The organism is Desmonostoc muscorum LEGE 12446 (genome assembly GCF_015207005.2).
Taxonomy (GTDB): domain Bacteria; phylum Cyanobacteriota; class Cyanobacteriia; order Cyanobacteriales; family Nostocaceae; genus Nostoc; species Nostoc muscorum.
This window is the reverse complement of the sequence record NZ_JADEXS020000001.1, coordinates 2,419,353-2,439,035: the sequence shown is the minus strand read 5'-3', so window position 1 is coordinate 2,439,035 and position 19,683 is coordinate 2,419,353. Positions and strand designations below refer to the sequence as shown.

The following is a 19,683-nucleotide window of genomic DNA, read 5'->3' as shown; positions in this document are numbered from 1 at the left end:
TCTCTACGAGAGGCTTCCGCCAACGCGAAGCGTCTCGTAGAGAAGAATTCGTAAAGTGTGCGTAAGTCCTATCTTTGAACCACAATCCTTTGTAGGGGCGGACAGCTGTGCGCCCCTACCCTATGGTTTAATTACTTACTTGTTTTTAGTTGATTTTTTCCGTACTACTTGAGCCTTGGAATAAAGGGTCACATTTGTTTTCGACAACTACACACATGTTACTGAGTGCTTGCTGATAATTATCCATATCATCTTGCTCAAGAAAGATTTTAGCGGCTGTCTGTAAATCTGCGATCGCCTTCGTTTGGTTTTGGTTAGATTCACTACCACCATATTGTGCTAGTTCATAACGAACCATGCCTCGTTTGAGAAAGGCTTTTGCTAGTCTGGGGCTGATGGTTAATGCGTGGTTAAAGTCAGCGATCGCTTGACTATATTCTTGCTCATAATTGCTACTATATTGGGCAATTTGATAGTAGACAACACCGCGCTGAAAATAAGCTTCAGCTTTGGATAAATTCATTTTTATCGCCTGAGTAAAATCTGCGATCGCTCTTCTGTAAACTTGTTGAGATTCGCCGCTATATTTAGCCATTTGGGCGCGGACAATTCCGCGTCTAATATAAGCTTCGATTTCATTGGGATCGAGACCAATAGCGCGATTATAATCAGCGAGGGCTAGATTATATTCTGTATCGGGATCGTTGCTATATTCGGCGAGCATAAACCGGGCATTTCCCCGATTCACTAGAGCTTTAATTTCATTGGGCTTGATTTTCAGGGCTTGGCTGTAATCTACAACAGCCCCTTCATAATCTTTCAAGTTATAACGAGCATTGCCACGATTTACAATCGCTCTGGCATGTGATGGTTCTTGTTCAATGGCTTGGCTATAATTTGCAACTGCTTTTTCATAGTCTCGCTGTTTGTAAGCACTATGACCTTGCTGATAGTAGTCTGCAAAGCTGAGTTTATTAATTGTCTGACCAGATTTCAATGTTTGTTGAGTGTAAGCATTGTGAGAAACTAACGGCTCAGTAAATTTAATCATTAAGTCCGCAGATCCCAATAAAACTAAACCCAACAAGCAAAAACCAATCGGGTACAAATTTGACTTTTTGGAACGTCTATAAGGTGAACTGCTTGGAGTAATTCCTGATTGCCAATTCGCTAAATGCGATGACATGACTCGTTGCGGCAAACGCGGTGTTTGGGTGTAACGCTTTTTCGGTTTGAGTCGCGGTTGTAGGTGTTCTCTGGCTTCTATTGCTCGATGTGATGGGAATGGGTCGCGTCCACCTAATCGCACGCTACGTTCACACCAGGGACAAATATTTAGGTGGTTGTTGTAGCGATGTTGGGGATTAGTAGTGCAGGTAATCAGGGAATCTTCGGCTTCGGCTATTGCTGAAAGCCAAGTTTGGGCGCTAGGACGCAGCTGTGGGTTGTTGTGACCGTCTTCAAAACAACGCACAAATAGTTCTTGTAAGCTGGGATGAAGAATTTCCCAAGGAGGGGCGATGGGTGTAGGTAGGTAAGGTACGCGTCGTTTTTGGCTGTAAGTGAAATGACCGGATGCGATACGTGCTTCGTAGGGTGGCGGCTCGATGGCGCCTTGAAAAATCCCCGAAAATGGGTGCGTACCTTCCATCAATAGTTGAAATACCAGTACTGCTAACCCAAATAAGTCGTGAGAAATTTCGCGATCGTGTTCCGCAAAAGTTTTATTTTGGAGTTCTGGAGGAGTAAACTCTGGTTTACCCACTGGGCAACGGTAAACAACGTTGGTGTCTGGGTTACGTACTTGGAAAGAGTCAGTGTCTATCAAGGTCACCAATGCTGTGTCACTGACGAGGATGTTTGACTCATTCACATCGCCAATGCAATATCCACTGGCGTGCAAAGCAGCAAAAGCCGCCGCCAAATTACGAGCCGTGCGGAGCAGGTACTGATAGTTGAATAAGGGGCAGTGTTGGCGGCGGGTTCTGGGGTTATAAAAGTCAATGATTGGACGCATTCCCTGAATGCGTGGCATTAAAAACCCCAGGATACCATTGCTACCATCTGCCGCCCGCAATAAATCCTCTGGCCAAGCGATGGAAATATGCCCCAAATTAGCTGTGGGGTTTTCCGGCGGGTTAGCCAGCATCGCTTGGAGTTTTTCAGCATGGGCAGTGGTTGGCTTGTGGTATATTTTGGCCACCAAGTTGCCATCGGATGGCAGTGCATAAACACAAGCTTCACCGCCACGCCCCAAACTCATATTGAGGCTGAGGATTTCTTTTTTCGGGGAACAACGTAGTACCTGCATAGTCAAATTACCGCTAACGGGAGTATTTAAAATGTCAAACTTTTAAAGTAAAGTTAATGCTTATGAGTTGTTGAATGCAGCTATTATCAGTGTTAAATCATCATCAGTGCGTTGGGTGATCCGCTCTGAACGCAAAAATTTTACTAACTGCTCTTTTGCTGCTGTCTTATCCTCAGCATTGGCTACAAATTCAAACAGCGGCAAAAAGAACGGTTTATGAGGTTCCCCAACAACCATATTTAAAGCCAGCATTTGTAGCCCGTCAGTAATTATACCAACATTTACTATGTCTGTACGCCATAATCTCATCTGTGCTGTATCTAAAGCAGTAGGCGAAGTCAAAAAGGTGGTTTCGTTGATGTATTCGCCACTGTCAGGCATAGTGAGTGCTAAGAGGTTGCCCATCTGGTCTTTGGCCACAGCCAAACCATCACCGATTTGTGCTACAGCCACAACATTTGGTGTGGCAACCATAACAATTAAAGTAGTTGCTAAGTCTTGGAGTTGTTTTTCACAAGCAACAGCTTCATCTTCTACAGCTTTTTTGGCAGCTAGCATGGCATCATTTAAGAGCGATCGCACATAAGCATCATTAGTCAAAGTACTTCGGGTTAGTCCTTGACTAGAAATGTTTTCAATCGCTGTCTCCACAGCAATCATCGCTCCCACTTTCCCAAGACTTGCAGAACCCGCGCCATCTGCCGCCGCTGCCACTAAAACGTTATCTGACAATATCTGCCAGTGATGAGCATCCTGACATAACTGTTTGTTTCTTAAGTGACTTGTACCACATACTGACGCAGCCACAATCCGCCATTGAGCAATCTGTTTTGATAGGTTCATAAGATTTTCTTCCAACAGCTAGCTGCCATCTTTTAATTAAACAGTCCCCCAACCAATCGGCGGTAGTGCTACCTGTTCATCCACCTGGGAATGCGAAACAGCTGACATACTAGCTGAGAGCCAAACAAACATCTCGATAAAGTTTAGCCCTTTGAGTTTCAGCGGAGTACGCACACCTATTTGATTTAAGCGGGTCATATTCGCATTTTCCACACCAACAGTAAAAAATGCTACTCGTTTATTCGCTTCATCTCCTTGTAAACGCTGCGATGCTTGTTCTACAATATGATCTAACTCACCTTGTGGCTCTCCATCGGTAATCATAAATACCCAAGGACGATAGTAAGCAATCCCATTGGCACGATACTGAGACTTTCTCTCTTGAATGATGTCCAAAGCTTTATGAATTCCTGCACCCATCGTCGTCAATCCTTGGGCTGTCAAAATCGGCGGATTGAATTGATCGGCGGTTACAAAGTCTTGTACTACATTGATATTACTGTCAAAAGTGACGATCGCCACTTCCACCCGTCTGGCTGCCAAGGAATTTTTGACTAATTCATCCTTTAAGCTTAGTAAACCCTGATTTAAAGCCTCAATCGGATCTCCTTGCATCGAGCCAGATGTATCTAGTAAGAGGACGCACGGACAACGCGGTTCTGGGTTCTCTGCAAATTCTACAACTTCATCAAGTCTTAATGTGTCATGCATAACTTTTTGTGTTATGTTAAAATCCAAAGTTTTATTTCCCTGTTTTCAAAGTATATAGTTTCAGTCACTGACGCGACTACAGATATAGTATCTAAGGGTAGATGCTCCACTTGTCATGAAACAAATTATTTTGACCAAGTTCTCTACATATTTAAGTAGAGCTTGACCGACATCTAGTTTTGCAAAAAAGAGTTTCTCAAAACTGAGCATTACCTGTTGTAGTGTATCTACCAAAAATTTATATCTATCAAACCTAGAGTACAATAAATACGTAGACTTTCCTACATAAGTTTTTAAAGATTTTATGTAGGATAATCGTTCCTTTATAGAAAAGTAATTAAGCATAATTAAGTTCGCTTACTTTACAAGTGTGCCTGTGTAATTGTCCGAACTGGGAATCAGATTTACCTCGTAAGTGAATTGGCATAACTTAAGATGTAGATGATGACGCTTTTGAGTCAAGATTTATCAGTGGTAAGTCAAATTAAAAGTGGGGAACATGTACTGGTATTCTATTCACAAACGATTTTTACGTTTGTTTATTCCTGCCTACCTCATTTGAAAACAGCTGGGAACAGAATGAAGGAGAAGTTGGTTCGTGAATGGTGTACATAATTAAAGACAACTAGATATTTTTCAGACCCCAATTCAAACGTATAAAATAAAACCAGAGAATTAAATTTTTATAAATTTTAATATATATACATATTTCCAAGAAATAATTTGTGATACCGCTATATTACAAAGAAGAAAATACTTCATGGCTGATATTTGTAGTTTACAAATGTTAGATTGCTGATTCCGCAAAAAAGTAGAAAAATATGAATAATTCAGGTGTGTTCACCAAATTACGTCCTTCAAGTTTGTTAAGACAGCTATCTAATTGCTCCGACAGTACTTGTTTACAAGCATTGAGTAACTCAGTTTCTTGGACAATTTACTTAGAACAGGGCAAAATAACTTACGCAACCCATTCAGTGGAACCGTTTGATAGACTAGAACGCCATTTGCGTCGTCTAGGCCATCAAATTCCACTACTTACCAACGAAGTTCGCGTTCAAGTTCGTCTGATGTTTGAACCTGACTCACACAGTCAATTAATCGAACATCATAGTCAACCGAGAAGCCAGCCTCCTGAATATCAAGCTATATACTGGCTTGTTACTCAACAACATCTACATTCTACGCAAGCAGCAGTGCTGATTCAAGAACTAGTCAAAGAAGTGATTGAATCATTTTTGCTCATCAAAGAAGGTAGTTATGAATTAACAGAACCGCTTAGTAGAATGCCAAAAATTTGCAGGTTTGATATAGAAAAAATTTTAGAACGCTGCCAAGCAAGATTAGAGAGTTGGCAGTCTTTTGTGCCGCAAATTTCTTCTCCATATCAACGTCCACATCTTTTGGCTAACAACCAATTTGACGAAAAAGATTTACCAAGCCTCCAGCCAAATTTAACTAACTGGATGAAAGGTTTTAGTCTTTGTCATTTGGCTGCAATTTTGAATCAAGATGAAATTCAACTCGCTCGCCAATTATACCCTTACATTGTCAAAGGGGGAATTATCTTGCATGAACCAGATCCACCATTTGATAAATTACCAAAAATATTTGAAGAAAACTCGCTTTTGCCAAAATTGACTACAGGATTATTTGATACCAAAGATGAAGTCAATAGTTTCTCAGAAATTTCTGAAGAGAATACAAGTATCGTTGAGCAATTACCACAAATTTCCACTCCTCCAAAAGCAAACTTTCAGGAACCAACAATATCAAATAACATAAATTCTGCTTCCCAAAGAGTAACCGCTGCTACTGTAACTGCACAAAAAGTCCACAAAATCATTTCTGTAGATGATAGCCCGACAATTCTCAAAGAAATTAGCCATTTTTTAGAAAATGAAAATTTTTCTGTAGTGACTATCAACGATCCATTAAAAGCTGTTTTGTCGATTATTAGGCACAAACCAGACTTAATTTTGCTGGATCTAAACATGGTCGGAATTGATGGTTATGAATTGTGTAGAATTATACGTAATAATTCTATGTTTAAACAGACTCCCATTATCTTTGTCACTGGTAGTAAAGGAATTGTAGACAAAGTAAAAGCGAGATTGGTGGGGGCATCTGGATATTTAACGAAACCATTTACTCGCGCGGAATTACTGAAAATAGTTTTCATGCATTTAACTTAAATTCATGGATGTACGGAGTTATACTTAGTAGGTACAAATTAATATGGCTAAAGTTTTAGTTGTGGAAGATACTCCTTCTCAGTTGGAGTTAATCAATAGTTTTTTAAGAGAAAATGGACACACGGTAATTAAAGCTTATGATGCTAAAGATGGCATGATTAAAGCAATCAACCATCAGCCGGATGCTATAATTACTGATGTGGTAATGCCAGAAGTTAGCGGTTTTGAATTTTGTCGCCAACTGAAAAAAAATCCAACAACTAAAAAAGTACCAATTATTATTTGCAGTTCCAAAAATCAACCCATAGACAGAATTTGGGGAATGCGGCAAGGTGCAGATGTTTATTTAACAAAGCCTTTTACTAAACAACAATTACTACATGCTCTCAAATCTCTTGTCGAGAGAGGGGAGTAGGGAGACAAGGGGACAAGGGGAATAATTCTTAACTCCTAATATAGGACTACTATTTGATTTTTGAAAAGATACGTAGTGGCGTGACAAGGCTAAAATGTTGCAATAAATTTGTAGGTTGGGTTGAGGAACGAAACCCAACACCGATATCCACGTTGGGTAACGCGAAAGCTCAACCCAACCTACTAATGCACTATTTTAGCCTTGACACGCCAGTAGGGTGCGTTAGCGACAGCGTAATATCATATCCGCCAAATTACCCATAATAAAAGAACCCCACCCCCAACACGTCCCCTTACCAAGGGGAGGGGAGCTAAATAAAGCACAGCTTTAGCGGGGTGGGGTTTCGGGTATTATGCTTAATTGCCCGGACATGATATAACTCCTAACTCATTACTGGCTCAACACCCCGCTACCACTAACAGCACTCCCAAAGCCCCATACCCATTTCGAGAATTAATTATACGACTTACGCACTGTACAAATTAATCATGCTATGGCAATCCTAAATTATTATGGAATGTCACTGATGTCATAGGAGTTTAGCAATGCTAAAGGCCTAAAGCATCGTCTATTTAACTGAAAATAGCTTTAAGTAAGTGACATTCCATCCTAGAGGGGGATGAAGGGAACCACACGAAAAATTTATTTTTCTAACTGAAAATTTTATTTTATTTATCTATTAAGTAACTTTCACTATTTGATATGTATAATCTATCATTCACTGGTAATGAATGTATGTATAATCTATCGTTTAGTCTCCTTTATTATTCACCTCTATTACTTATTTATCGTTGGCATTTTGCCAATAGAGCATCTCTTTTGAAGACATAAGAAATCGCTCACCTAGTAGTCATTTATGAACGAAATTTGAGAATTTATATAGGCATAATCTCTCCTAGACACCGCCTGAGCTTTTGCTACATAAAGGATGAGGCATTATATGAATAGTTAGCACTTTTACGGCACTATCCAATGTCTAAAGAACTATTAATCTCCTTTCAGTCGGCATACAGCAATCTCGAACTGTTTCCGTTAATGGAACGGAACGAAATGGAGAAATTTAGAGTCGAATATGGTGATGATTTAATTGCAGACCTCAACCAATTAGTTGAAGATAGTCCCAATAAAGATGGCAAAATTGTCTTTACAGGACATCGCGGTTGTGGTAAGTCAACTTTGTTGGCTGAATTTAGCAGGCAAATTCAAAATAAATATTTTGTAGTCCTATTTTCTATTGCTGACAAAATTGAAATGTCGGCAGTTAACCATATAAATATTCTGTTTGCCATTGCAGTTAATTTAATGGCAGAGGCAGAAGCACGCCGAGTTGATATTCCTCAAAGTACTAAAGAAGCTCTTTATAAATGGTTTGCTACCCGCACTCGCACTGAAGAATTAAATTTGCAGCTAGAGGCTGAAATAGGTTTTGACCTGCTCAAGTTGATTAGCTCTAAATTAAAAGCTGATGCTAGCGTCCGCGATGAAATTAAACAAGAGTTTGAGCGCAAAATATCAGATTTAGTCGCTAGAATTAACGAAATTGCTGCTTTGATTCAAACTGCTACTAAACAAGATGTTTTAGTCATTATTGATGATTTGGATAAACTCGATTTAGGCAGGGTTAACGAAATTTACAAGGATAATATTAAAGCTCTCTGCCAACCAAATTTTCGGATTATCTACACCATTCCTATCGCAGTTCTTCGAGAAACATTTATCAGCACAATAATTGCTACAGAAACTAATGACCAAATTGTAGCAATGCCTGTCCTCAAAATCTTTGAAAAAGGTAAAAATCGCTTTCTTAGCGCTCAACCGCGTCCCGAAGCAACAAAGATTCTCGGTGAAGTTTTACGCAAGCGAATTACTAGTGAATTAATAGCACCAGAAACAGCTGAAAAAATTGTTATTTACAGTGGCGGCGTATTGCGAGAGTTAATTCGCATTTCTAAGGAGTGTTGCCGTATTTGTTTACGGATGATTCGACGAAATCCCAACGCCGAAGTTATCATTGATGATAAAATTCTCGCCCAAGCAATCAATAAAATTCGCAATGACTTTTCCATACGTTTAGGAAAAGTTGATATAGATATTTTGCAAAGTGTTTATGAACAATTTATGCCCAATGACCCGAAACAAGCTGAATTTTTGGATTTGCTACATGGTTTATATGTCTTAGAATATCGCACCGAAGAAACATGGTACGATGTTCATCCAATTATTATCGAAAGTTTAAAAAGACAGGGAGCCATAAATGTTCAATGAAGAATTATTAGATGATGAAGGAGAAAATCAAGATGCATATGATGATTTAATTGTTTCTATTGAAGCTCAAAACCAGGGATTAAATTTACTGATTGCTGTTTGCGATGATCCTAACTTTCGTGACGAGATTATTACTCGATATGAAGCTGAACTTCAATCTAATTTTCATACATATCGAGTGATATTAGCACGTCATGAGCCGAGTTTAAAAGCTGCTCTCAATCAACTGGTTGAGCAAGAAGAATATCTCCGTCAGCGTCAGCCGGCGGTAATTACTGTAACGGGTGCTGAACAACTTTATTTTCTCAGATTAGGAAAAGAGCAATCAGAACAGGAAAAATTTTTTGGTTACTTACAGTGGACAAGGGAAGGATTGCGCGATTTTCCTTTTGCAATTGTGCTTTGGGTAACTAATCAAATTTTAATCAACTTGATTAAAAAAGCTCCTGATTTTTGGAGTTGGCGTAACGGTGTATTTCGGTTTGCATCTAAAAAAACTAATGCTATTGCTGGTAAAGAATTAGAACCTATACGCTTTGTTTTTCGAGACACAGAATTAGCCAGCACAGATACTAATGAAAATAATGCTTTTTTCTTGCCTATCCAAGATTTACAAAGGCTGATTGATAATATCGAACAGGAACGCGGAACTAAAGACCCCACCTTGGCTACTTTATATTCAAGATTGGGCGATATTTACCGCAGCAGATTAGAACGGGGTGAGTCTCAGAATTATCAAGAAGAACAAGAATTAGCAATCAAGTATTGGCGTCAAGCCATTGAATTGCAAAATGAATTAGGTTTGCAAATAGACTTAGCTGCTAATTTCAACAACTTAGCAGGATTATATCGCGCAACAGGACGCTACAGTGAAGCTGAACCACTATATCAACAAGCTTTGCAATTAAGGAAACGCTTGTTGGGAGAAAATCATCCTGCTTACGCTACTAGTCTGAATAATTTGGCAGGAATTTACAAATCTACGGGACAATATAGCAAAGCAGAACTTCTCTATCAACAAGCTTTGGAATTGAGAAAACGCTTATTGGGAGAAAATCATGCTGATGTCGTCGCTAGTCTCAATAATTTGGCATTATTATATGATGAACAAGGACGTTATGATGAGGCAGAACCTTTGTATCTGCGATCGCTAGAAATTGCTAAAAGTTTGCTAGGGGAAAATCATCCTTCTTTTGCTTTGATATTGAATAATTTAGCGCTACTTTATTATCATCAAGGACGCTACACTGAAGCTGAACCTTTGTCGCAACAAGCAATAGAATTAGATAAGCAATTTTTGGGTGAAGAAAATCCTGATGTGGCGACAGATTTGCACAATTTAGGTTTGATATACCGCGCTCAAGGACGCTACAATGAGGCGGAATCTTTGTTTTTGCAATCTTTGGAAGTGAAGCAGCGTGTTTTACAAAAGGCGCATCCGCTGTTAGCAGATACTATCTATGCTTTGGGTTATTTGTATAGGGAACAGGGACGTTATGAGGAGGCGGAAGTTTTATGTATAAAAGCCTTGGAACTTGATAAGCTGTTGTTGGGAGAAAATCATCCTAATGTTGCCGAAAGTCTGAATAATTTAGCGGAAATTTATCGGGCAACGGGGCGTTATATTGAAGCAGAATCTTTTTATTTGCAAGCGTTGGAGATTTGTCAGCGAGTTTGGGGTGTTGAGCATGTTCGGTGTGTAGCGATGCGGGAGAATTTAGCAAAGGTTGGGGTGGAAATGGGGGGGAGTTAATGGAATCTCACGCACGAGGCAAGAGAGGCGCAAAGGTAGCACTTTTAGATCCCCCCATAGCTTTACCAATTCACCTTCACGATTCATACACCTCACTGCGATGGGCGATCGCCACAACAAATACCTGTACTAGTTCATCCTCTATCGAATAGATTACCCTGTAGTCCCCAATTCGGTAGCGATATAGGACTCATATTTGATTTTTGAACAAAACCCAGTACACCTTTATTGCTCCTTCCCAGTCCCCAGTCCCCAATCCCCAGTCCCTTACCTCTACAAGTCATTCAGAAATCAAATCGGATTGCTATAGTACCCTGCATAATCTCCCTTAAGGGCTTTAATGTTGGGGTGCAACTGGGGAGTTTGCTCTAACTGCTGCAAACATCGAGCAATTTTCTTAGCTAGAGCTTTGTCAGCATTAATATAAACCTTTTGAGCATCAGGATGGAGAAGAACTTCATACATCAGAGCGAAGGGTTCTCCAATTTGTGTAATCGGTTTTAGGAGTTGCTGATGAGTGCTTAACTCGTTCTAACAAGCCAGGAATTGCTAAAAGTTCTTGGGTTGCAGCTTCACTTTCAGCATTTGCTAAATAAGCTGCAAAATCAGCAAGCACCTGTAATCGCTCTGGTGATAGTTGCTTGAGTAAATCATTAAGTTGGTGCTGTAACTCTGTCACAGATACCAAATCTGCTGACGATCTATCCTCTACTGGAGAATTATCTGTACTATCCATTGTTGCCTCCCAATTTTAAGGTTTAGTGTCCATTGTAAGACAACCAATCAATCGCACACTTCTTTGCGGGATGAAGCGATCGCCTTTATCGATCTTGGGGTTTTGATAAGTGCGATGTCTTTATATTAAAGTCTAAAATTATACTTAATTATTATGTGCAGAATTTTTATTAATAATTCTCAAGTTTTAATGACAATAAATTATGCATATTTTTGACTTTTGACTTTTGACTTCCCCAAAGCCTGGTTGAAAGTTACGATCAGGGCAAGACATAAAAAATTGGGCAGTCGTTTATTGAATTCGGGGTGTCGTTTATTGAATTCGGGATGTTGTTTATTGAATTCGGGGTGTCGTTTATTGAATTCGGGAATTACCCCCCTCAATCCCCCCTTGGAAAGGCAGGGCTGTTTCATTCCATTTCAAACAGGATTTGTCAAGATGGTTAGCGAGAAAATTGTAAGTAAGGGTGACGATGAGATGAACATTTAAACATTGAAATATCAGTAAAATAGTTCATTTTCTGGGCACGCTGGTAACAAAATAACTAATTTTTAATTGCTAGAACCCTTGATTTTTAAAGCTCTTTGGGGAATGAAACAGCCCTGCCTTGGAAAGGGGGGAAGCCAGAAATCTAGTTCCCTCCCCTTGTAAAGGGGAGGGTTAGGGTGGGGTATATTTCAGACTTGTGTATACACGGTAGGCCTACGCAAGTAATATCAGAAATAAAACCGGATTTTTATCTATATATATGAATGAGTGGTACAAAGAAGACCTGGCTTTTATTCATGATGTCGGTTTCCGTGACTATGCTCTCAAGTCTGCTCCCGGCATACTAAAAATCCTGGCTGAAAACAAAATATCTGATGGACTAGTGGTTGATTTGGGTTGCGGTAGCGGCTTATGGGCGCAAGAACTTATCAAAGCTAATTATGATGTTTTGGGAGTCGATATTTCTGAGTCGATGATTAATATTGCCCGAACTAGAGTCCCAAATGCTGAGTTTCGCATCGAATCGCTATTTCAAACAGAGATTCCGCCGTGCAATGCTGTGACATCGATTAGTGAATGTCTCAGCTATGTATTTGACGAAGATAGCGACCTTGTTCAGCTGTTCCACCGCATATATAATGCCTTAACTCCTGGGGGTGTATTCATCTTCGACATTTCACAGACGGGACAAGTTACACCAGGAACCACAACCAAAGGATTCACTGAAGGAGAAGACTGGATAGTACTCGTTGAAAAGCACGAGGATGGGGAAGAAAAAACTTTGACTCGTCGAATTATCACCTTCCGCAAAGTAGGCGAATACTATAGACGAGATGACGAAGTACACCACCAGCGGTTATACGACACAGCAACGATTACAAATCAACTCCAGCAGGTAGGGTTTGAGGTTCAAACCACACGTAGTTATGGTGAATACCAACTATCACTGGGTCATGCGGTGTTTATTGCACGTAAAGCCGGATAATTAAGGCTGACGCGGGAATGTGGAGAAAAGAAGACGCGATAAATCGGCGTCTCCCCCTCCCCGCGTCTCCCCCTCCCCGCGTCCCCGCGTCAATCTTTACGACAATCAACTTAATATCATTTATTCGGTTGAGCAACACGGGCTTCAATATCTTCCAAAGTTCGTAACAATAAACGCCTTGCTTGCAATTGCCAACCCCATTTCTGAATTCTGTAAGCTGATGCAGTCCCAGCTACGGCGGCTAACAAGCCTATGGGTTGATTTAAAGAAATTCCCAGCAACAAACCTAAGCCAGCAATTCCCCAAAATGGTAAGGCTACGGTTTGTCTTTGTTCTTCGACAATTTGAGTAATTATATTAGATTTAGTTGTAGTTAATAATGCTTCTTTAACTTGTCGCTGTTCGGCTGCTGATACTGATAAACCTATTTTACGGCGTAGTTTTTCCATTTTGCGAGCATCAGTACTGTACTCAGTTAGCTCATCTTCTGCCATGAGCAGCAGTCTTTCTAATTGCGCCATTGTGCATTGCATCTGGTATTGCGATACAGCCATTATCTCGAATAATTGTTATTTTTGGACTAAAGTTTGGCATTTAATTGCACAATCTAAAGGTTTTTTGCTCAAAATTCTACATGACAAAGACAAAGACAAGGGTAAATGGGCGTCTCTACAACCATCAATTCTTTAGACCTGCCTTGAAAATAGGAACTGGGGACTGGGCACTGGGGACTGGGGACTGGGGACTGGGAAAGAGATATTTTCATTCCTTCCTTGTGAACTATGTTCATGGAGTCTCTTGCAAAAGTCCCCTAATACCCCACCCCCAGCCCCTCCCGAAGAGCGGGGAGGGGAGACTATGACGTAAGTCAAAGGCGGGGTGGGGTTCTTTTTTTGATTTATGCAAGAAGTCTTTTGTACAGACGGCGATTTACCCTTATCTCTTGCTTAACCGAACAGTAAACAAATGTAGAGACGTAGCAGTGCTACGTCTCTACAAGGTTTATGGATAACGCATATTTAATTTCTGGAAATGTCTATTGAATTAGGAAGGCGCACGCACTATCCAAAAACCGTAAATATTGCTACCCCGGAGGTCAGGGCTAACAGACCCCTTACCCCAGAAGTAATCATTGTAGCTGCTGACACCGCCAGAACCGTAGACGCCCATGAAGCCGTAGTAGACGCTACTTGGCTGGACATCAACTGCTGTTTGCGCCCATGCTTCCCTGATTTTCAGCGGATTAAACCACCACAGGAAAGGGCTTCGCAGTATATAATTCGCAAATAATCGACCTTCGTCAGTATTATCGTTACTGACGGTAGAATAACCATTCAAAATATGCAGTCCTTTAAATGCAGGGAACAAACGGCTGATTGATACACCACCCTCAACTGCTTGCAATGGACCGCAAGCTGCAAGAATAATCCATTCTAAATCGCGATCGCCCCAGCGACCCTCTGAGGGAATGTCCAAAAAACCGTCGTCTTGACTGCTGGAAAAGGTGAAACCATTGCCGTTAGCGTGACCAGTGTAGAATACCAAGTCTACATCATCTACGTAGTTGCGATCGTTGCCACCCAAAGTGGATTCTTTAAAATCCCTCTCCCAAGCACTGAAATCACCAAACTTAAACTGCACTGGGATACCCTCAGCCGAGAAACGTGTGACAAAACCACCAGCGTTCCCCGCCGAACCACCTAACCCCTGAGATACACCAATCCACTCAATACCGACATCCACTCGTCCCAAGCTTTTTAATGATGTAAGTTCGGGCAATGTTGGCACAACTGAGGCAGTTGTTACTTGTACTGTTTGACTTGCTTGCACACTCAGCCCGTTAGCATCAGTGACGGTGACACTAACAATTTCTGGTGCTACTAAGCCTTTTTGCCGTCTTTCGACTTTGTACTGTATTGATGCTCCACTCTGGGCTAGTTTCGGATCGAGTGCGGTGGTTGAAGAACTCCAAACGTAGGTATATGGCCCTGTTCCACCGCTGACATTTGCTTTGGCGCTAATTGTTGAGTCTTGGCTGCTGGCAGCAATTTCTACTTTAGGTGCGCTATTGGGAACAGCTGGAATCAGAATTTGCCGCAGCACTACCTGTTGTCCTTTAACGCTTGCAGTGCCACTGTAGAGATAATGCGGCAAAATTTGCTTGGCGTTCACCAATTCCAAGGAAGGAGCATAATAGACAAGTTCCGATTTTAGTTGCAGTCTACCTAAAGCACCCTGTTTTTGATATGCAGTTGTTGCTAGTTTGTCTGCGTCTGCTTGTGATATGATGCCTACTGTTTTACCTTGTTGTAAAGTACGTTGGGCATAAAATAGCTGGGTCACAGTTCCTTCGCCATTAAAAACAAATTTAACTTTTGCTCCCGGCCCTACCAATTTGAGTCTATTTAAGACGAAACTGTAGTTTACCTGAGTATCCAAAGGAGTGCTGACTACTTTTTCACCTTTGACGCTAATAGCTTCAAAGTTTGAATGTCCTATAGATGCGTTACCACCTATCAGCACTAAACCAGCTTTTTGGAGTGCTTCTTTGGTACGAGCTAAAGCTTTTTCGTTATCCAAAATTCTGGTGTTTTTCAAGGCAGTGAAATCAATACCTTCAGCAACTGTTTTCTGTCCATCCTCATCTGGTTCACCAACTTTCGTGACAATTGATTTGGTTGGTATTTTTTGAAATTTCTCTGGGTCTAAATAACGCAAAATACCATTTTTCCCAATGGGGCTAGCACGTAGCCCAAGAAAATCAGCAAGTGCTTTAGCAGATTGTTCAGAAGCGCCACTTTGTGTAACGTTGTAAATAGGCAATTGGCTTGGCAGTGTGTTTTGTGCCAAAGTTTGTTCGGCTTTTTTTGGTGCTTTAGTGATTGGTGTTGTCTGTGCCAAACTCGGCGAAGTAGATAAGAAAGCTGCCGCAATCGACAAGGAAATAAAACGTTTCATCTGTTTATTGTCCTATCAAATGTATAATGATTGGTGAAAAATCAAGCATTCAAAATTACCCCAATGATAAATTTGGGGATTTAGAAATCAAGAAACAAACTTCTTGTTTTCAATAACTAATAATCAGGAGCCACTGTGGTTTTGAAATTTCACGCCACTCTACACAGATCGAGAAACCTGCTCATAGGAGTCTTTCGCCAAGTTGAGAAAGTGGCGTAAAATTCAAACTTTAAACATCCTCTAAGGTGTCCTTTTGGAAGAAGACTGCGCTGGCTCACTAGTCATACATAATTCTGATGAATTCTGGTGAGTGGCTTCCTTATCCTGCATTGGATCAATTCAATACGATCTCAATACTTATAACAAAAGACAGCAGTGAAATAATTTTCATTAGCTGAAAATTATCTAGATATGGCTCAACACTGCTCCACCTATAAAGTTGAGTTTTTGTAGTATTACTTACGTAAGTGTAATCTATATTATCCACCAAAAGAGTAACATAGGCGTAAGCATTAGGCAAAATATTAATACTTTTGTAATAAATTTACTGACTCTGTTTACGCTAGCCCCAACACAGTTGCTACAAACACTAAAATTGAACAGGGAAAAAACACACTAGCGATTACGCACTCATAGACTAAACATCAACTAAAGAGGTAATACAGATGGCGATAGTATCTACAAGCACTTTATCTCAATCTTCTAAGGAGCGATCGCTCATTCTTTGGTTTGATGAAGTTGGTATTCATGATATTCCCTTAGTCGGTGGGAAAAATGCATCACTAGGTGAAATGATTCAACAATTAACACCCAAGGGCATTAATGTGCCTACAGGATTTGCTACCACCGCTTATGCTTATCGTTATTTCATCGAATCAGCGGGGTTAGAAGCAAAGCTACGCAAATTATTTGCTGACTTGGATGTTGAGGATGTAAAAAATTTACGAGAACGGGGAAAAAAAGCGCGATCGCTATTAATCCACACCCCATTTCCTGTAGAATTGCGAGAGGCGATCGCCGCAGCTTATCAAAGTCTTTGCGAAAAATACAATGCAGAGACAGATGTTGCAGTCCGTTCTAGCGCCACCGCCGAAGACCTCCCGGATGCGAGTTTTGCCGGACAACAGGAAACTTACCTGAATGTCGTCGGTGCCCAAGGAGTTTTAGCAGCTTGTCATAAATGCTTTGCTTCTATATTTACAGACCGCGCCATTTCTTATCGTCACACCAAGGGATTCGATCACTTTAGCATTGCCCTTGCCGTTGGCGTACAAAAAATGGTGCGTTCTGATTTAGCAACCTCTGGAGTAATGTTTTCCATTGACACAGAAACCGGTTTTAAAGATGCGGCGCTAATTACAGCCGCCTACGGTTTAGGTGAAAACGTTGTCCAAGGGTCAGTAAATCCAGATGAATATTATGTTTTTAAACCAACTTTAAAAACAGGTTTTCGCCCAATCATTGATAAAAAATTGGGCAGCAAAGAACTGAAAATGATTTATGATGACGGCTCAAAATTTACGAAAAATGTCTCTGTTCCTTTCAGAGAAAGAGGGAAATTTGCCCTCAGCGATGCAGAGATTTTACAATTAGCAACTTGGGCATGTTTAATTGAAGACCATTATTCCCAAGTCCACGATATTTACACCCCAATGGATATCGAGTGGGCAAAAGATGGAATTACTAACCAACTTTTTATCGTCCAAGCACGTCCTGAAACTGTGCAATCGCAGAAGAAGGGAAATGTGTTGCGGAGTTATCGGTTGTTATTGGGGAATAGGGAATGGGGAATAGGGAATGGGGAAAAATCTTCCCACTCCCAACTCCCCACTCCCCACTCCCCACTCCCTCTTATTACTGGACGGGCCATTGGGGAAGCAATTAGTCAAGGGAAAGTACGTCTAATTTTAGATGTTCAAAAACTCGAACAGTTTCAAGCTGGGGAAGTTTTGGTAACAGAAAGGACTGACCCCGATTGGGAACCAATTATGAAACGTGCCAGTGCAATTGTCACCAATTCTGGTGGTAGGACATGTCACGCCGCAATCATTGCGCGAGAATTGGGTGTACCTGCGATCGTTGGATGTGGCAATGCTACAGATATTTTGAAAACGGGTCAAGAAGTAACAATTTCTTGTGCCGAAGGCGAAGAAGGAAAAGTTTACCCAGGTTTATTACCTTTTGAAGTTGAAGAAGTCCCTCTAGAAAACTTACCCCGTACCCGCACGCAAATTTTAATGAATGTGGGTAATCCCCAAGAAGCATTGAGTTTATCAGCAATTCCCAACGATGGAGTCGGTTTAGCACGGACAGAATTTATTATTGCTAACCAAATCCAAGTTCATCCAATGGCATTGATTAATTATGATTTATTAAAAGATGAATTTGTTAAAGCTAAAATTGCTAATCTCACCACACTTTATGATGAAAAACCTCAATATTTTGTGGATAAATTAGCCCAAGGTATCGGCAGAATTGCCGCAGCATTTTATCCGAAAACAGTGATTGTACGAACGTCAGATTTTAAGAGTAATGAATATGCAAATTTGTTAGGTGGTCAACAATTTGAACCCGAAGAAGAAAACCCTATGCTCGGTTGGCGGGGGGCGGCGCGTTACTATGATGAAGGTTACAGAGAAGCTTTCGCTTTAGAATGTCAAGCCCTGAAGCGGGTACGGGAAGAAATGGGTTTGACCAATGTCATCCCCATGATCCCTTTTTGTCGCACTCCCGATGAAGGGCGGTTAGTGTTAGCAGAAATGGCAAAAAATGGTTTAAAGCAAGGTGTTAATGACTTGCAAGTTTATGTGATGTGTGAATTGCCCAGCAATGTGATTATGGCTGAAGAATTTGCTGAGGTGTTTGATGGCTTCTCCATTGGTTCCAATGACCTAATACCAATTTTATATGAAGCTGCATATAATAGAGTGAATAAACTGGATAAATAAAAATAAGCATGAGCCGCCCTTTTAAGATTGAAATTGCAGAAAGCGAAGCAGAACTAAAGAAACGTCTACAAACAGCCAACGTAGGAAACCAGAAAGAAAAACTGATGATGCTGTGGTGGATAAAAAACGGGCAGGTTCATGAACAGCAAGAAATTGGAAAACGCTTGGCTCTAGATACATCAACTGTCACAAGGTGGTTACAAAGATATAGAGTCGGTGGACTAGATGAATTATTAGAAATTAAAAAAGCTCCGGGAGCAAAACGAAAAATTGATGAGGTAGCGATCGCGGCACTAACAGAGGAGTTAAAAACAGGAAAAGGCTTTAGTAGCTATGGTGCAATAGTGGAGTGGTTAAAAAAAGAACAGGGGCTGGAAGTAGAGTATGCAACAGTATATGCGTTAGTGAGATATAAATTAGGAGCAAAACTCAAAGTACCACGTCCGCAAAGCCATAAGCAGGATGAGAAGTTAGTATCTGAGTTTAAAAAAAACTCGGTATCATTATCGAGAGGCTAGAAAAACATCTAGCACCAGGAAAGTGTATTCATTATCTGTGTCAGGATGAAACCAGGGTGGGATTAAAAACTTTAACGGGAAAAGTAATTACGGCCCCTGGAGTCAAACCAACTGTAGCGGTGAAATGGGAAAGAGAAAATTTTTGGATTTATGGTGCAATTGAACCATTAACAGGACAACATTTTCAGCAAGAATACCCGCAGCTCAATGGTGACTATTTTCAACAGTTTTTAGACTGGTTATCGCAACAATTAGGTTCAGATTATGCAATTTTACAAATAGACCAAGCTCCTGCTCATATCAGTAGTGCGATTAATTGGCCTGAAAATATTATTCCCCTGCTGCAACCACCTCATGCTCCTGAGCTTAATCCCATTGAAAGGCTGTGGCAGTTTCTCAAAAAATCTCTCAAGAATGAACTGTTTTCTGACTTGCAAGACTTACGCACTCGCCTACAACAATTGTTCGAGCAATTAACATCTGAACAGGTGATTTCCATCTCTTCTTATAACTTTATTTTAGAAGCTCTTTTCTATGCAGCTTCATATTAAATTGG

16 protein-coding genes are annotated in these 19,683 nt (G+C 40.6%); 8 read left to right on the top strand and 8 right to left on the bottom strand.

Annotated features, from left to right (window positions below; translation table 11 throughout):
• Window positions 1-145: 145 nt before the first annotated feature.
• Genes IQ276_RS10525 through IQ276_RS10515 form a run of 3 tightly spaced genes read right to left on the bottom strand, consistent with a single transcriptional unit; the run spans window position 146 to window position 3,865 of the window.
• Complete coding sequence (locus IQ276_RS10525; RefSeq protein WP_193920133.1) at window positions 146-2,311, bottom strand: tetratricopeptide repeat protein; 2,166 nt, start codon at window positions 2,309-2,311, stop codon at window positions 146-148.
• A 60-nt stretch (window positions 2,312-2,371) separates the two neighbouring features.
• Window positions 2,372-3,154: a PP2C family serine/threonine-protein phosphatase gene (locus tag IQ276_RS10520; protein ID WP_193920131.1), complete on the bottom strand. Its 783-nt coding sequence runs from the start codon at window positions 3,152-3,154 to the stop codon at window positions 2,372-2,374.
• Between the two features lie 36 nt (window positions 3,155-3,190).
• Entirely contained in the window at window positions 3,191-3,865 is a 675-nt protein-coding gene (locus tag IQ276_RS10515; RefSeq protein WP_190878035.1) for a vWA domain-containing protein, read from the bottom strand.
• A gap of 821 nt (window positions 3,866-4,686) precedes the next feature.
• On the opposite strand from IQ276_RS10515, the gene IQ276_RS10510 reads away from it, so the two are divergent.
• From IQ276_RS10510 to IQ276_RS10495, 4 genes are all read left to right on the top strand, one after another.
• Entirely contained in the window at window positions 4,687-6,060 is a 1,374-nt protein-coding gene (locus tag IQ276_RS10510) for a response regulator (protein WP_193920129.1), read from the top strand.
• A gap of 43 nt (window positions 6,061-6,103) precedes the next feature.
• Window positions 6,104-6,475, top strand: a complete 372-nt coding sequence (locus IQ276_RS10505) for a response regulator transcription factor (protein WP_193920127.1) — start codon at window positions 6,104-6,106, stop codon at window positions 6,473-6,475.
• Between the two features lie 972 nt (window positions 6,476-7,447).
• Window positions 7,448-8,740 (top strand): ATP-binding protein, encoded by a 1,293-nt coding sequence (locus tag IQ276_RS10500; protein ID WP_190878029.1) that lies wholly within the window; start codon window positions 7,448-7,450, stop codon window positions 8,738-8,740.
• Window positions 8,730-10,493, top strand: coding sequence for a tetratricopeptide repeat protein (locus IQ276_RS10495; protein ID WP_193920902.1), 1,764 nt, complete (start codon window positions 8,730-8,732; stop codon window positions 10,491-10,493). The genes IQ276_RS10500 and IQ276_RS10495 overlap by 11 nt, the downstream gene beginning before the upstream one ends.
• A gap of 76 nt (window positions 10,494-10,569) precedes the next feature.
• Here the strand turns inward: IQ276_RS10495 and IQ276_RS10490 are convergent, their stop codons facing one another.
• From IQ276_RS10490 to IQ276_RS10480, 3 genes are all read right to left on the bottom strand, one after another.
• Window positions 10,570-10,638 carry a type II toxin-antitoxin system RelE family toxin gene (locus tag IQ276_RS10490; protein ID WP_235116317.1) on the bottom strand — a complete coding sequence of 23 codons (69 nt, stop codon included), beginning with the start codon at window positions 10,636-10,638 and terminating at the stop codon, window positions 10,570-10,572.
• A 146-nt stretch (window positions 10,639-10,784) separates the two neighbouring features.
• Window positions 10,785-10,958, bottom strand: a complete 174-nt coding sequence (locus tag IQ276_RS10485) for a type II toxin-antitoxin system RelE family toxin (RefSeq protein ID WP_235115579.1) — start codon at window positions 10,956-10,958, stop codon at window positions 10,785-10,787.
• Window positions 10,951-11,229 (bottom strand): hypothetical protein, encoded by a 279-nt coding sequence (locus IQ276_RS10480; RefSeq protein ID WP_235115578.1) that lies wholly within the window; start codon window positions 11,227-11,229, stop codon window positions 10,951-10,953. Before IQ276_RS10480 ends, IQ276_RS10485 begins: the two co-directional genes overlap by 8 nt.
• Window positions 11,230-11,977: 748 nt before the next feature.
• On the opposite strand from IQ276_RS10480, the gene IQ276_RS10475 reads away from it, so the two are divergent.
• Window positions 11,978-12,703, top strand: coding sequence for a class I SAM-dependent DNA methyltransferase (locus tag IQ276_RS10475; RefSeq protein WP_235115577.1), 726 nt, complete (start codon window positions 11,978-11,980; stop codon window positions 12,701-12,703).
• 116 nt (window positions 12,704-12,819) lie between these two features.
• Here the strand turns inward: IQ276_RS10475 and IQ276_RS10470 are convergent, their stop codons facing one another.
• Window positions 12,820-13,224 carry a hypothetical protein gene (locus IQ276_RS10470; protein ID WP_235116316.1) on the bottom strand — a complete coding sequence of 135 codons (405 nt, stop codon included), beginning with the start codon at window positions 13,222-13,224 and terminating at the stop codon, window positions 12,820-12,822.
• A gap of 523 nt (window positions 13,225-13,747) precedes the next feature.
• Window positions 13,748-15,661, bottom strand: coding sequence for a DUF6345 domain-containing protein (locus IQ276_RS10465; protein ID WP_193923862.1), 1,914 nt, complete (start codon window positions 15,659-15,661; stop codon window positions 13,748-13,750).
• A 665-nt stretch (window positions 15,662-16,326) separates the two neighbouring features.
• Between IQ276_RS10465 and ppsA the strand changes: the two genes are divergently transcribed.
• From ppsA to IQ276_RS10450, 3 genes are read left to right on the top strand one after another with little or no spacing between them, the layout of a single operon-like run.
• Window positions 16,327-18,609: a phosphoenolpyruvate synthase gene (gene ppsA, locus IQ276_RS10460; protein ID WP_235115576.1), complete on the top strand. Its 2,283-nt coding sequence runs from the start codon at window positions 16,327-16,329 to the stop codon at window positions 18,607-18,609.
• An 8-nt stretch (window positions 18,610-18,617) separates the two neighbouring features.
• Entirely contained in the window at window positions 18,618-19,127 is a 510-nt protein-coding gene (locus tag IQ276_RS10455; RefSeq protein WP_190881120.1) for a helix-turn-helix domain-containing protein, read from the top strand.
• Window positions 19,109-19,678, top strand: coding sequence for an IS630 family transposase (locus IQ276_RS10450; protein ID WP_190881163.1), 570 nt, complete (start codon window positions 19,109-19,111; stop codon window positions 19,676-19,678). The genes IQ276_RS10455 and IQ276_RS10450 overlap by 19 nt, the downstream gene beginning before the upstream one ends.
• The last annotated feature ends 5 nt before the right edge of the window (window positions 19,679-19,683 follow it).

Coding starts and splice junctions, on each gene's coding strand:
- IQ276_RS10470 (WP_235116316.1), bottom strand. CDS start 13,224: ATGGCGCAATTAGAAAGACTGCTGCTCATGGCAGAAGATGAGCTAACT.
- IQ276_RS10475 (WP_235115577.1), top strand. CDS start 11,978: ATGAATGAGTGGTACAAAGAAGACCTGGCTTTTATTCATGATGTCGGT.
- IQ276_RS10520 (WP_193920131.1), bottom strand. CDS start 3,154: ATGAACCTATCAAAACAGATTGCTCAATGGCGGATTGTGGCTGCGTCA.
- IQ276_RS10465 (WP_193923862.1), bottom strand. CDS start 15,661: ATGAAACGTTTTATTTCCTTGTCGATTGCGGCAGCTTTCTTATCTACT.
- IQ276_RS10455 (WP_190881120.1), top strand. CDS start 18,618: ATGAGCCGCCCTTTTAAGATTGAAATTGCAGAAAGCGAAGCAGAACTA.
- IQ276_RS10515 (WP_190878035.1), bottom strand. CDS start 3,865: ATGCATGACACATTAAGACTTGATGAAGTTGTAGAATTTGCAGAGAAC.
- IQ276_RS10510 (WP_193920129.1), top strand. CDS start 4,687: ATGAATAATTCAGGTGTGTTCACCAAATTACGTCCTTCAAGTTTGTTA.
- IQ276_RS10505 (WP_193920127.1), top strand. CDS start 6,104: ATGGCTAAAGTTTTAGTTGTGGAAGATACTCCTTCTCAGTTGGAGTTA.
- IQ276_RS10495 (WP_193920902.1), top strand. CDS start 8,730: ATGTTCAATGAAGAATTATTAGATGATGAAGGAGAAAATCAAGATGCA.
- ppsA (WP_235115576.1), top strand. CDS start 16,327: ATGGCGATAGTATCTACAAGCACTTTATCTCAATCTTCTAAGGAGCGA.
- IQ276_RS10480 (WP_235115578.1), bottom strand. CDS start 11,229: ATGGATAGTACAGATAATTCTCCAGTAGAGGATAGATCGTCAGCAGAT.
- IQ276_RS10500 (WP_190878029.1), top strand. CDS start 7,448: ATGTCTAAAGAACTATTAATCTCCTTTCAGTCGGCATACAGCAATCTC.
- IQ276_RS10525 (WP_193920133.1), bottom strand. CDS start 2,311: ATGCAGGTACTACGTTGTTCCCCGAAAAAAGAAATCCTCAGCCTCAAT.
- IQ276_RS10485 (WP_235115579.1), bottom strand. CDS start 10,958: ATGTATGAAGTTCTTCTCCATCCTGATGCTCAAAAGGTTTATATTAAT.